Genomic DNA, 14,116 nt, shown 5'->3' on the forward strand with positions numbered 1-14,116 from the left:
GAATAGGAAATCTACTGATTTAATCGTTTAACGACCAACAAAAAGAACAAAACGGCAATTTTTAAGGCTAAACTGCTATCTCCAAGGAATTGTTACCATCAACCCGAGCAAGCGATATGTTTTAAGTTGCCTTGGTAGATCGGTTCACTTTGACGTTAGAGACTTGAGGAAGTTGGGAAAAGGCCTATGGCACGTTATACAAGTCTATGGTCGATCATTATTGAAGTGTCAGGTTTATGCGATGAAGAAAAAGTTGAGCTTCGTCATATTATTGCTGATCAAATCGTGCAGGATGAATATTTAGTATTAGGTACTCTTTTCCGTGCTATGGACCCATCGGAGTATGTGCTCTTTGTGGGGGATGGTGATCGGCTACTAATAACCCCATGGGGATTTCAATGCAGTTCCTTCATAAAATATAATAAATATGATGGCGAACGGCTTCCCTACGTTAACGAATTAATGCCAGATCGATTTGCGATTAGCGATAGCGGGCTACGAAGTTTTTTCTGCATGCTAGAACTTTCAATATTTAAACTACTTAAATTGCATGAGGTTTCTGCAGTGATGGGCAAGGATTTTCATAAGCTAACTCTAGGAAAATTAAGTCTCGAGCTGCGAAAGTCTGGTCTCTTGAGTGAAATAGCCATTGATGTGCTTGATAATATTATTGAAACACGCAACGAGTTTAGTCATGCCATGAAGGATGTAAGGGAAGTTAGATACTGCGACCGACCTTTGGCGGTTAGCCATTCAAGCAAATACATACCTTGGGACGACAAAGATAGCACCGTGCAACACTTTTTCATTGATGATGCTTTTCTCGTTACTGAAAAAATCATAGACGCTTACAAGATGAAACAACATAAGGTCGTTAACGGTGAAATCCTCCTGGAATTTATGCGTGGAAACCTTGGGCTCCCCATAATTCAAGGGCAATTAATTAAGTACTTTCGTGACTGTGCACTTGAAGATAAGCACTGGAGTGATCGCCAAAAGTCGGTGGAGGAAACTCAGAAAAAGTTTCTCTCATCAAGTATATCAGAACCGACTTGGGATATTTAAAAGTGAGATAAGTTAATTACTAATTAGCCAGCTGAAACCCAAGGTCTAGTGGCTCAGACCGTTCCGCTTTCTGCGAGACGGGCAGGCCACAGGCACTTTGGGCGGCTGCGCCTTTGGCTTCAATTACTATTGCGTCACCTTCTCCTAGAGCGACATATTGGGCTTGTGTCCCGATCCAAAACGACAGAGAGACATAGGCAACCCAGCCCTTTGATTTGAGAGTGTTATCCCCCCAAGTCCCCTCGCCAAGCCGGGTTAGGGACAGGATTACTTCTTCGTTGCTAGGCAATTCCGCCAAGCCTGGGCAAGCGTCAAAGATCACCGTCTCGGCACGGCGGATTACTTCTACGTCTTGCAAGCTATAATTGCGACCAGTGGCTATAGGGACCTCACTGGCCGCGACCGCGGTTCCAGCCATCATAAAGGCGACAAAGGCCAATCCCCAGACTTGGAACACTGTAAGCAATATGTAACGCATATTTACCTCAGTGGATTGATTAGTGGCACAACTTGAACGTTGTCCCCGTACCATCGCATTTTTATATCCGGAAAGTTCAAAGTTTTTTAGTTTGAACACCGTAAACTGCCCCAGCCACGTCTAAAAGCAAGCCCAAAAAAGTCCAAAATCTCGCGCGCCGCCACAAACAGGCACAACTGGCCGTTTATGGACAGTGCAACTGATTAAAAAATTAGGAAAAAATGGTGGGCACTATAGGATTCGAACCTATGACCTAACGATTAAAAATCGTGTGCTCTACCAACTGAGCTAAGTGCCCGGAGAGGGACGGGACCCTGTGTTTTTGCAAACCAACGGGGTGTTCCCTCGAACCGGGGCGGAACATAGGCAAGTGTTTCGGAATGGTCAATCATTTGCAGCCCTGAAAAGACAGCAAAAATGCATTTTATCCAAAAAAGAGGATGCGACCATATACCATCTCGGACAAGAGCAGTGCCAAAAGGCTGATTGGCACCCCTAAAATCAAGGTTTTCAGCGTTACCATGCTCCATTCCTCCACCGCGTTCTGCGTAAAGTTACGTCAACACAGCACAGCATGCAGTGATACGGGTCACAAAATCGGGCAGGTTCTGGGTGATTTCAGGGCAGGGGCCGGGATTGGCCTGGAAGCAGGGTGTCAATCGCCGCGGAATTGCTCGACCATATCGCGCAGGCGGTTGGTATCGGTCAGAATCAGGACGGAACCTGTACGTTTTACCAGCCCTTTGCGGGACAGGTCGCTGAGCACGCGGGCCACGGTTTCACGGGTGGTGGATACCCGGCTGGCCATTTCCGAATGAATGGGGATGGGTTCGATTCGCCCGGTGCCATCCGGCTGTAAGGTAGGTTTGGCCAATCGCAGCAGTTCGGCATAGATCCGGTTGTTGGCGCCTAACGTGCTGAGATCCATGATGCGCTCAACAGATACCCGAACCATTTGGGTCAGCCGCCGCATCAAACATAGTGCAACGGTAGGGTGTTCTTCCATCACAGAGCGAAAAATCTGAGGATGCATCATAGCGACCGTTGTATCGGTAATCGCAACGACGGTCGCAGAGCGCGGTTCGCCATCAATAGCGGCAAGTTCGCCAAAGATCGATCCCGGTTTTAAATCGTCAAAGGCGATTTCGCGTCCAGAGACGGAATAATTCACAACACGGGCAACGCCACTGGTAATGAAAAACACATCCTGTGTGTCATCCTGGAAATCAATCATTTGTTCCTGGGGTTTAAAGTCACGCCAGCGGCAGCGCGCTTCAATGCGTTTCAGGGCATCTGCCGGTAAATCTTTGAAAAGAAATATTGATGCGAGACTTCTCGCTGTCTCTGCAAGCATCTGACCCCCCGAAACAATCCATATTCATTAAAATATTACCCCAACCCTGTCAGCAAGGCGATAGGATTGTCGCCAATCTACTCTTTAGCAGCTAGTTTGCTATAGAAATTATTTCTAAAATGAAAGACGTGGCACAGGGAATGGAGCAATCGGCACCGGGCTCAAAGACGAAATCATCGACCCTCTGGGTCGTGGTATTAGCCGTGAGCATCATCTTTGGCGGCATTGCATTCAGCTTTTATGCTGCCGATCAAGTGGATGAATGGGAAGGGGCGGCCTGGAAAGCGCGGGCACAGGACGATACCCGCAGATTGACGGAATTCGGGTCATTGGCTGTAAGTCAGGCACGGAGAACTCTGGTGGCTATCGCGGCCCGGTTGAATTCTGACTCGATGAATCCGATAAATCCGTTGAGGGACGGCGCGGTCGTTCAACCTGACACGATCACGTTTGAATTTATGGTTTTTGCAAAAAGTGCTGATGATCCCAACTCATCCACCCCTCGTATTGAGTCTGTTTCCGCCTATTTTCTGCCAACCTCACAAGCAGAAATGGATTACGCACAGTTCATCGCCAGTGACACTTTCAAAAAATTGACGATGGATACCTATCTATCCGAATCGCTGGGGAACGTGCCAGAAGTCCTGGTCGGCGGAACCTTTTCCCCTGATGGCACAAAACGCTTTACGTCATTGGGTGTCCGCGTCCAGTCGCAGCGGGATCAGGGGGTCTTGATAGCGATCTTTGATCTTGTTGGCTTCTTTAAGTCCTATATGGCGACGATCGCCCCGGATGGACTGGTCCTGAGGTTGAGTGAAATCACCGCGGCCGGCGAACAACATGCTGTAATCGGCGGTGATAACCCTTTACCCGATACAGTCGAAACATTCGTTTTCCCGATATCCTTAGGTGATACAGAATGGCGCTATAGTTGGGATGTGCTCAGCAACTATGAAGGCGGAAGGGACCGTTCGACCGGTACGTTGGTGCGCTATGGTGGCGTGGGGCTATTTACCATGTTCGGCCTGCTTCTGGCTGTGCTGCTGCAGGTTAATCATCGTATTTCCAATGCCGTGCGCCGCCGAACCGAAGAACTGGCGCGGGCGCGCGATCAGGCGGAGGTTGCAAACCGTGCGAAATCAGAATTTTTGGCGAATATGAGCCATGAATTGCGCACCCCTCTCAATTCTGTGATCGGGTTCGCTGAATTACTCGAATCTCAGGTATTAGGTCAGGAAAGCTGGCAGCGTTATCGTGACTACGCTACGGATATCCGACAAAGCGGCCGTCATCTGCTGTCCCTGATTAACGATATTCTGGATTTATCCAAAGCAGAGGCCGGACATCTGGCGCTGGACGATGCCTATATCTCACCGGAAGTGTTGATCGATGCAGCGGTTCGATTGGTTCATGAGCGCGCCCGCAATTCCGGCCTGGAATTGACCGCATCTGTTGAGGATCCCACGCTGTTGCTGCTGTGTGATGAGCGTCGGGCGAAACAGATCCTGCTGAATCTGCTCTCTAATGCGATCAAATTTACCCCCCGTGGCGGGTCCATCACTGTTCGTGCACAGCCCTGCCCGGATGGGGGAATGGAATTGCAGGTAATTGATACCGGCATTGGCATGAAGCCGGAGGAAATCCCGTTAGCTCTGACGAAGTTTCAACAGTTGGAGTCAAAACCAAGAGGGGATTTCGCCGGCACGGGCCTTGGTCTGCCCCTGGTTGAAAATCTGGCCAGACTTCATGATGCAAGCCTGAACATTCAATCAAAACCGGGGAAGGGAACAACGGTCATTGTGAAATTCGGTCCAGACCGCGTCGCCAAGGCAGACGACATTTTCGGGCAAGCCCCCGTATAAACAGGCCCCCGTATAAACAAGCCCCCGTGTAAACAAGCCCCCGTGTGAAGCTATGCACCTCGTATCAAATTCTGATCATTGAATCCTGATGTCTATTGCGTATAGTGAGATACGTATATTTTGCGGTGCAGCATCACTCTCTTAAAGTTATCTGTAAGGAAATAATTTATGGAGTCCGAAGGCTCTAACATGCCAGAACCAGAAAAGACGCCCGCGCCATCGGAACAGACGTCCAAGCTGGGCATATTCGCCCGACTGCGTGCGTATTTCTTTGCGGGCGTATTGGTCACGGCACCCATCGCTATCACCATTGCTTTAGCGGTATGGATTATCGGCTATATCGATGATCAGATCGTGCCGTTGATCCCCCAGCGCTATAATCCAGATACATATTTCCAGCAGTATTTGGGCGTGGATTTCGGGCTGCCCGGATTGGGGGTTCTTGTCCTGATTTTGGCGATCACCCTCATCGGGGCGTTTACGGCAGGGCTGGTCGGTCGCTGGATCGTCCGATTTGGCGAAAAGCTGTTGGACCGGATGCCGATCATCCGCAGCCTGTACAAGCTGACCAAGCAGATCTTTCAAACCGTTTTACAGAACCAATCCAATGCTTTCCGGCAGGCGGTTCTGGTAGAATATCCACGACCGGGTTTGTGGGCGATTGCTTTTGTCACAGCCGAGACCCAAGGTGAATTACACGAGTTGTTACAACGTGATACAGTCAATGTCTTCCTGCCCACGACGCCGAATCCGACCTCCGGGTTTTTGCTTTTCGTGCCCAAGGAAGACATTAAAATACTCAATATGCCGGTAGAAGATGCCGTCAAACTGGTGATTTCTGCAGGTATTGTTCATCCTGGGGATGATCTGGCCGGAATTGACCTTAAATAGCTTAAGCGAGGCAAAGGTCCTATAATCCGCGCAGGCTAAAGTGCTGTTCTTTTCACTATGCTGGTTTGACAGGCTCTCTCGCTTTACTGTCGGCGCAAAACAAGAATTGCATAGTGGACAAAAGGAGACGACCGCATGGATCAATCATACATATCGTCAAGCGCTGAAGCTGATATCGAAACCCTGGAAGCGTTAGAGGAAAAGGTGCGATGGCTCGCATCCTGGACCATTCACAACGCCAATCATTTGCGGGAAAGCCGCGATGGTTTGAAAGTTGGGGGACACCAGGCTTCCTGTGCGTCGCTGTCTGCGATTATGACCGCGCTGTATTTTCATGTCCTGCGGTCAGATGATCGTGTCGCGGTTAAACCCCATGCCAGCCCTGTTTTCCACGCCATTCAGTATCTTCTGGGTCATCAGACTCGCGAAAAGCTGGAATCCTTCCGTGCCTATGGTGGGGCTCAGTCTTATCCGTCCCGTACAAAAGACAATGATACCGTTGATTTCTCGACTGGATCTGTCGGGCTGGGGGCGGCGGTCACCAATTTTGCAGCCCTGACCCAAGATTACCTCAGGCTTAAGGACATTATTCCATCCAGCAAGCCGCCCGGGCGCATGATCGCCCTGGTGGGCGATGCGGAATTAGACGAAGGCAATGTCTATGAAGCCCTGATGGATACATGGAAACATGATATCCGAAATGTCTGGTGGGTGATTGATTATAACCGTCAAAGCCTGGATGGGGTGGTAAACGAACAGCTGTTCCGGATTATCGGGCGGTTCTTCCGCGCTGTTGGTTGGAACGTCATCACGCTGAAATATGGCTCTAAACAAATGGCCGCTTTCGCAAAGCCAGGCGGGCAGGCCTTGAAGCGGTGGATCAATACATGTCCCAATGATGTCTATTCCGCCCTGGCATTTCAGGGCGCGGCCGCCTGGCGCGCCCAAATCAAGGGGGACATGCCCCATGATCAGGACTTGCACAGCCTGATCGACAGCTATGACGATGCGGGGCTAAATGCCCTGATGACCAATCTGGGCGGCCACGATATTCCGGCCCTGCTGCATACTTTTTCCACGGTTCCCGATGATCGCCCGACATGCTTTATCGCCTATACGATCAAAGGATGGGGCCTGCCCTTGATGGGGCATAAGGATAATCATGCCGGCCTGATGAACCCGCAACAAATGGCGGCATTCCAGAAACAACTAGGCGTCCCGGAAGGCCAGGAGTGGGAGCCATTCTCCGGCATGAAAGTACCGGCGGATCGTGTTCAATCCTTCCTGAACCGATTGCCTCAGAAGCAGCATCGTCTGCATGAGGCCAATAAGATTTCCATCCCCGATACTCTGACCTATGGCGCCACCGCCAAATCGTCGACGCAGGAAGTCTTTGGAAAGCTGTTGAATGAAATTGCCAAGGCGGGCGGACCGCTGGCAGATCGTATCGTCACCACCTCTCCGGATGTGTCGGTTTCGACCAATTTGGGTCCCTGGATCAATCAACGCGGTCTGTTTGCGCGCGAAAGCCGGCCCGACGAATTCCGGGAGCGAAATTTGCCATCCGCGCAAAAGTGGATACGCTCCCCCCAGGGCCAGCATATTGAACTGGGTATCGCGGAAAATGACCTGTTTTTGAACCTGGCGGCTTTAGGCCTGTCGGAAAGCCTGTTCGGGGCGCGGCTGTTTCCCATTGGAACATTGTATGACCCCTTCATTGCGCGCGGGCTGGATGCGCTAAACTATGCCTGTTATCAGGACAGCCGCTTCATTGTGGTCGCCACCCCGTCCGGGATCACATTGGCCCCGGAAGGTGGTGCGCATCAATCCATATCAACCCCGATGATCGGGATGGGGCAGCCGGGCTTAACATCTTACGAGCCCGCCTATGGGGATGAACTTGCCGTTATTCTACGCCATGCCTTCGTGCATTTGCAGGATGAAGAGAAGGGGGGCTCCCTCTATCTCAGGCTTTCAACCCGCCCGATTGAGCAGCCTGATCGCAAAATGACCCCGGATCTGGCACGTCAGATCATCAAAGGGGGCTATTGGGTCGTGCCGCCTAAGAAGGGGGCAAAGATGGCAATTGTCTATATGGGTGCCGTCGCCCCCCAAGCCTTGGAAGCGTTCGAGGCGCTGCGTGAAGATAACCCAGATGCCGGACTGATGGCGATCACCTCAGCCGATAAGCTGTATTCTGATTGGCAAACAATTGAACGTGCCCGCTTGGCCGGAACTGATTCGGGTGAAATGGCCCATGTGGAAGACCTGTTTGCCCCCCTGGCATCGGATGCCCGGTTTACATCCGTGATTGATGGCCATCCCGCGGCTGTTGCCTGGATGGGGGCCGTTCGTGGTCACTCCGTTGCCCCTCTGGGGGTGGAAAGCTTTGGCCAAACGGGCGATCTGATCGATCTGTATCGCCATTATGGCATAGATGCGGACCACATCCGCCGCGCCGCAGAACGCAAGCCCAAAAGCTGAGGCGCGCGGGGAATTTAGGGGATAATGACACCGGCCATCCAGGCGGCACGCACCAGTCGCGCTTGCGGCCCTGGATCCCGGATCAAGTCCGGGATGACGAAGTATTAGCCAAATGCATCCTCACCCTGAGGAGCGCAGCGTCTCGAAGGGTGTGCTTGCTGAAAGCACTACACTTACAGCCCCTCCTTCGAGACGGCGCTATCGCGCCTCCTCAGGATGAGAGTGGTGCCGAAGGTCAGAAGCGACGTGTCATCCCCTCAGCGCTCTTTGCGCCTCCTTCGCGCCCTTCGCGGTTAATCTTCTCGTCCCTCCCGCGCAGGTGGGAGTCCAGGGCGGCATGCACCAGTCGCGCTTGCGGCCCTGGATCCCGGATCAAGTCCGGGATGACGCAGTATTAGTCAAATGCATCCTCACCCTGAGGAGCGCAGCGTCTCGAAGGGTGTGCCTGCTGACAGCACTACACTTACAGCCCCTCCTTCGAGACGGCGCTATCGCGCCTCCTCAGGATGAGAGTGGTGCCGAAGGTCAGAAGCGACGTGTCATCCCCTCAGCGCTCTTTGCGCCTCCTTCGCGCCCTTCGCGGTTAATCTTCTCGTCCCTCCCGCGCAGGTGGGAGTCCAGGGCGGCATGCACCAGTCGCGCTTACCGCCCTGGATCCCGGATCAAGTCCGGGATGACGAAGTATTAGCCAAACGCATCCTCACCCTGAGGAGCGAAGCGTCTCGAAGGGTGTGCTTGCTGAAAGCACTACACTTACAGCCCCTCCTTCGAGACGGCGCTATCGCGCCTCCTCAGGATGAGAGTGGTGCCGAAGGTCAGAAGCGACGTGTCATCCCCTCAGCGCTCTTTGCGCCTCCTTCGCGCCCTTCGCGGTTAATCTTCTCGTCCCTCCCGCGCAGGTGGGAGTCCAGGGCGGCCGAGTGAGATGATAAGGCGTGTGGAGATCAAAAAAGTAGGGGCTGCCTTTTGAGCAGCCCCGTCTATCCCGTCCAAACCCACAATGCTGCTGGTGTTTTACCGCGCATTATCGATTAAAATGCTGCCCTCCCTAAACTTGGGCCCCGTTGACGTTCTTTTATCTGTTCTATTGCCAGATGCCGCCGTTCGGTGAGGAATTTATGACAGTAGTTTCCTCGCCCTGTCAACTCATCCCCTTATTGATTTTTGAGTGTAGGGAAAGAGTCTCATCTGGTCACGGCAAAAATGCATCTAGGATTAAAATTCTTACACTTGGAATTTTCACATAGTTTGATTAAACACGATAGATGGACTCTGAAACACCTCTCGCCGTTCCCCCCAACACGCCGCCTCGTTTGCGGCTTCGTGATATTACAAAGCGGTTTCCGGGCTGCCTGGCCAATGATGCCGTCTCCTTGGATCTGGCCCCTGGAGAAATTCACGCGCTTTTGGGGGAGAACGGGGCGGGCAAGTCGACCCTGGTGAAAATCCTGTATGGGGTACAGGGGGCGGATTCCGGCACAATCGAATGGGAAGGGCAGAATGTTGATATTCCAAGCCCCAGCGCGGCGCGCGCGCTTGGTATTGGGATGGTATTTCAACATTTTTCTTTGTTTGAGACGCTCAGCGTCGCAGACAATGTCGCACTGGCCATGGAACGAGGGACAGGGCGTGATCCCGACTTGTTGGCCGAAATTAAAAAGCTGAGCATCGAGTATGGGCTGGCTTTGGATCCCACACGCAGTGTGCATGAGTTATCCGTGGGCGAGCGTCAGCGGGTCGAGATTGTCCGGTGCCTGATGCAGAATCCCAGCCTGATCGTGATGGATGAGCCGACATCAGTCCTAACGCCCAGTGAGGTTGAAAAGCTGTTCACCGTTCTGCGTCGCCTGCGTGATGAGGGGCGCACGATCCTGTATATCTCCCATAAATTACAGGAAATTCGTGATTTATGTGATCGGGCGACCATTCTGCGCGGCGGCAAGGTTGTTGCCAGTTGCGACCCGCGCACAGAAACGCCCAATTCCCTGGCGGCGCTGATGATCGGGCGTGCGTTTGATGGACCAAAGCCAGGCAAGCCCGTTCAGGTGGGCGAGGGGGTTCCCCTATTGTCCGTCCAGGGGTTGAGCATGGAAGCGGACTCTCCCTTTGGCACATCGCTGAAGAATATCAGTTTCACCGTCCGCTCCGGGGAAATCTTTGGCATTGCTGGCGTTGCGGGCAATGGACAGAACACGCTGCTGGCTGCGCTGAGTGGGGAACGCACGGCCCCCCGGGATGACTGGGTGAAATTTGAAGGCCGGTCAATCGGGCGCGTAGGGGCGCGCGGACGCCGTGATATGGGAATCAGTTTCGTGCCGGAAGAACGCCTGGGCCATGGCTCTGTCCCGGATCTACCCCTGGAAGAGAATGCGCTGCTCAGCGGCTGGGGCCGGTGGGGGTTGATTCGCCATGGCCTGATCTCACGGGGGAAATCACGCCAGAAGACAGAGGATGTGATTGAAGCATTCAATGTTGTCAGCACTGGGGTAGGGGCCGCCGCCCGCAGCCTGTCTGGTGGCAACCTGCAGAAATTTATCATCGGGCGCGAAATCATGCAGGATCCCAAACTTTTAATCGCCGCCCAGCCAACATGGGGCGTCGATGCAGGATCCGCAGCGGCCATCCAATCCGCGCTGATCGAACTGGCACGGGCCGGCGCCGGAGTTGTTGTGGTCAGCCAGGATTTAGATGAACTTTTCACCATCGCCGACAGGGTGGCGGTCATTTTTGACGGGACCTTATCGGAAAGCCGCCCGACCCAGGCCACATCGGCAGAAGATGTCGGGTTGCTGATGGGTGGATTGTTTGAGGGGACGCCATGATCGCCCTGGAACGCCGTCCCAATTCATCGCGACTTTGGCTGTATGCAACACCGATTCTGGCAGTATTTCTGACGGTTCTGTCCGGGGCGATTCTGTTTTCAGTGCTGGGCTTTAACGCGATTGAGGCATTGACCGCCTATTTCATAAGTCCCTTGCGGGATTCCTATGGGTTGGGGGAATTGACCATCAAGGCAACGCCCTTGGCGATCATCGCCATCGGGCTGGCCATCGGATTCCGCGCCAATGTCTGGAATATTGGGGCAGAGGGGCAATTGACACTGGGGGCAATCACCGGGGGTGGGTTGGCATTGCTGTTCTACGGTGCGGAAGGACCCTGGCTGCCGCCGCTTATGCTGATCGGGGGAATGATTGGCGGTGCTGCCTGGGCGGCGATTCCGGCCTTTTTGCGCACGCGGTTCAACGCCAATGAAATTCTGGTCAGCCTGATGCTGACCTATGTCGCGGGATTGCTGTTAAGTTATCTTGTCACCGGTCCGTGGAAGGATCCGATGGGCTTTGGCTTTCCCCGCACGCGGATGTTTGGGGATGGGGCTTTGCTGCCGACCTTGTTTGCGGGATCACGCATGCATATCGGCTTTCCCATCGCCCTGGTGACAGTCGCTGCGGCCTGGTTTCTGATCGCCCGCAGCTTCATTGGCTTTCAGATCAAGGTGGTGGGCCTGACCCCACCCGCGGCGGGCTATGCGGGTTTCAGTAACAAGCGGATTATATGGGCAACGCTGTTGGGCAGCGGCGCATTGGCGGGCCTGGCAGGCGCAATAGAAGTTGCCGGGCCGATTGGTCAATTGACTCCGTCTATTTCTCCTGGATACGGCTTTACAGCAATCATTGTTGCTTTTCTGGGACGATTGCATCCAATGGGGATTCTGTTTGCGGCACTGTTGATGGCGCTTAGCTATATTGGCGGAGAATCGGCGCAGATTGAACTGGGGCTTCCCTTGGCGGTGACCGGCGTCTTTCAGGGCATGTTGCTGTTCTTCCTGTTGGCCAGTGACGTACTGGTCCATTATCGCATCAAGCTGCGCCCGGCGCGGGAAGGGGTGTGATGGATATCCTGGCCCCGATCCTGATTTCAATTATCGCTGCCTCGACCCCTTTGCTGTTTGCCGCCATTGGTGAATTGGTGGTCGAGAAATCGGGCGTCCTGAATTTGGGTGTCGAAGGCATGATGCTGGGCGGGGCCGTGATCGCTTTCATCATTTCGGTGGAAACCGGCAATAGTTCCCTTGCCATTGTCGCAGGCGCAGCCATGGGCGCCATGATGGCCGGGCTGTTTGCCGTCTTGACCCTGGGACTTCTGGCCAATCAGGTCGCAACAGGCCTGGCCCTGACACTGTTTGGCATCGGTCTTAGCGCGCTATTGGGTCAGGGCTATGTCGGCACCCCGCTGACGGCTTTACCAAAGCTGAACATTGCGGGCCTGACAGATATTCCAATTCTGGGACCGGTTGTCTTTGGTCAGGATATTCTGGTCTATCTGTCCTTTGTTGTGACCGCTATTGTCGCTTGGTTCCTGTATCGCACGCGGGCGGGACTGATCCTGCGATCGGTCGGAGAAAATCCGCATGCCGCCCATGCAATTGGATTTCCCGTCATCCGGATACGGTTGTTCGCGGTTCTGTTTGGTGGGGCCATGGCGGGATTGGGCGGCGCCTATCTGTCGCTATCCTATACCCCGATGTGGGCAGAAGGAATGTCGGCCGGGCGCGGCTGGATCGCCCTGGCGCTGGTCGTGTTTGCGACATGGCGGCCGGGCAGGGTGGTCCTGGGGGCCTATCTTTTCGGGGGGCTGACCCTGGCGCAATTGCATCTGCAAGGGATGGGCAGTTCCGCAATTCCTTCGCAATTCCTGAATATGGTTCCCTATATCGCAACCATTGTGGTGCTTGTTCTTATTTCCAGGGACGCCACACGAATTCGTATGAATGCACCAGCCAGCATCGGGAAAGTGTTTCATCCTGATGGCTAAACGGTTACAATTTTGCATCGCAGCACACTTCTAAAACACCATATTTCAAGAACAGGGGGTTCCCAGCATGACCAAACTGACCCGGCGGTCCTTCTCCGCCTTGACGCTTGCCGCCGGTGCGGCCGCAGCCTTTCCCGCCCGCGCAGCAGACCCGTTAAAGGTCGGCTTTATCTATGTCGGGCCAGTCGGCGATTTTGGCTGGTCCTATCAGCATGACCAGGGCCGCCTGGCGATTGAACAGGAACTTGGAGATCGGGTTAAGACCAGCTTTGTCGAATCCGTACCGGAAGGCGCGGATGCGGACCGCGTGATCACCCAATTGGCCCGCAGCGGTCACAAGCTGATCTTCACAACGTCCTTTGGCTATATGGAACCGACCAACAAGGTCGCCAAGAACTTCCCGGATGTCATGTTCGAGCATGCTACGGGCTATATGCGGGCCGACAATGTCGCGACCTATGCCGCGCGCTTCTATGAGGGGCGTTATGTTGCGGGCATTCTGGCCGGTCGCCTGAGCAAGACCAACAAGATTGGCTATATCGGGTCGATCCCCATTCCCGAAGTTATCCGGGGCATCAATGCCTTTACCCATTCCGCGCGCAAAATCAATCCGGCCATCGAAGTAACCCCGATCTGGGTGAACGAATGGTACAATCCAGGCAAGGAAGCGGATGCAGCAAAGGCGCTGATTGACCAGGGCGCTGATATCATTCTGCAGCATACGGATTCACCAGCCCCCGTGCAGACGGCGGAAGAACGCGGTGTTCTGTGCGTTGGTCAGGCTTCGAATATGGAACGGTTCGGTCCAACAGCCCATATGACCGCCATTGTCGATCATTGGGCTCCTTATTACGTGGCACGGACCAAGGCTGTTCTGGACGGCACATGGACGTCCGGCGATGTCTGGGGCGGATTTGACAGCGGGATGGTCGAAATGTCCCCGTTTAACAAGAACCTGCCTGAAGCCGTGGTTGCAGAGGCCAAAGCGGCCCAACAAGCCATTCATGACGGCAAATTGCATCCGTTCAGCGGTCCGATCAAGAATCAGGCTGGCGAGATAGCGATTGCCGATGGCGCAACGGCCCCGGACGGAGAGCTGTTGGGCATGAACTGGTATGTCGAAGGGGTGAATGGCAAGGTGCCTGGCTGATAGGTACTACAACATACCCT

The 14,116-nt window shown here is 53.8% G+C and carries 10 protein-coding genes and 1 tRNA gene; 8 read left to right on the plus strand and 3 right to left on the minus strand.

What is annotated here, in order from left to right:
* Window positions 1-186 precede the first annotated feature (186 nt).
* Window positions 187-1,065 (plus strand): hypothetical protein, encoded by an 879-nt coding sequence (locus ACOSDR_RS13530; protein ID WP_420724006.1) that lies wholly within the window; start codon window positions 187-189, stop codon window positions 1,063-1,065.
* A 19-nt stretch (window positions 1,066-1,084) separates the two neighbouring features.
* Here the strand turns inward: ACOSDR_RS13530 and ACOSDR_RS13535 are convergent, their stop codons facing one another.
* From ACOSDR_RS13535 to ACOSDR_RS13545, 3 genes are all read right to left on the minus strand, one after another.
* Window positions 1,085-1,543 carry a hypothetical protein gene (locus ACOSDR_RS13535; protein ID WP_420724007.1) on the minus strand — a complete coding sequence of 153 codons (459 nt, stop codon included), beginning with the start codon at window positions 1,541-1,543 and terminating at the stop codon, window positions 1,085-1,087.
* A 222-nt stretch (window positions 1,544-1,765) separates the two neighbouring features.
* Window positions 1,766-1,841, minus strand: a tRNA-Lys gene (locus ACOSDR_RS13540).
* A gap of 357 nt (window positions 1,842-2,198) precedes the next feature.
* Entirely contained in the window at window positions 2,199-2,897 is a 699-nt protein-coding gene (locus ACOSDR_RS13545) for a Crp/Fnr family transcriptional regulator (protein WP_420724008.1), read from the minus strand.
* A 119-nt stretch (window positions 2,898-3,016) separates the two neighbouring features.
* Between ACOSDR_RS13545 and ACOSDR_RS13550 the strand changes: the two genes are divergently transcribed.
* From ACOSDR_RS13550 to ACOSDR_RS13580, 7 genes are all read left to right on the plus strand, one after another.
* Entirely contained in the window at window positions 3,017-4,759 is a 1,743-nt protein-coding gene (locus ACOSDR_RS13550; RefSeq protein ID WP_420731600.1) for a sensor histidine kinase, read from the plus strand.
* 168 nt (window positions 4,760-4,927) lie between these two features.
* Complete coding sequence (locus tag ACOSDR_RS13555) at window positions 4,928-5,650, plus strand: DUF502 domain-containing protein (protein WP_420724010.1); 723 nt, start codon at window positions 4,928-4,930, stop codon at window positions 5,648-5,650.
* A gap of 135 nt (window positions 5,651-5,785) precedes the next feature.
* On the plus strand, window positions 5,786-8,134 hold the full coding sequence (locus tag ACOSDR_RS13560) for a transketolase (protein ID WP_420731601.1): 2,349 nt from the start codon (window positions 5,786-5,788) through the stop codon (window positions 8,132-8,134).
* 1,265 nt (window positions 8,135-9,399) lie between these two features.
* A complete protein-coding gene (locus ACOSDR_RS13565) occupies window positions 9,400-10,956 on the plus strand; it encodes an ABC transporter ATP-binding protein (protein ID WP_420731602.1) in 1,557 nt (518 codons plus the stop codon).
* Complete coding sequence (locus ACOSDR_RS13570; RefSeq protein WP_420731603.1) at window positions 10,953-12,023, plus strand: ABC transporter permease; 1,071 nt, start codon at window positions 10,953-10,955, stop codon at window positions 12,021-12,023. The genes ACOSDR_RS13565 and ACOSDR_RS13570 overlap by 4 nt, the downstream gene beginning before the upstream one ends.
* Window positions 12,023-12,946, plus strand: coding sequence for an ABC transporter permease (locus ACOSDR_RS13575; RefSeq protein ID WP_420731604.1), 924 nt, complete (start codon window positions 12,023-12,025; stop codon window positions 12,944-12,946). The genes ACOSDR_RS13570 and ACOSDR_RS13575 overlap by 1 nt, the downstream gene beginning before the upstream one ends.
* A gap of 67 nt (window positions 12,947-13,013) precedes the next feature.
* Entirely contained in the window at window positions 13,014-14,096 is a 1,083-nt protein-coding gene (locus ACOSDR_RS13580; protein ID WP_420731605.1) for a BMP family ABC transporter substrate-binding protein, read from the plus strand.
* Window positions 14,097-14,116: the final 20 nt, after the last annotated feature.

This window comes from Hwanghaeella sp. 1Z406 (genome assembly GCF_048892425.1).
In the GTDB taxonomy this organism is placed as follows: Bacteria; Pseudomonadota; Alphaproteobacteria; order UBA8366; family Aestuariispiraceae; genus Pacificispira.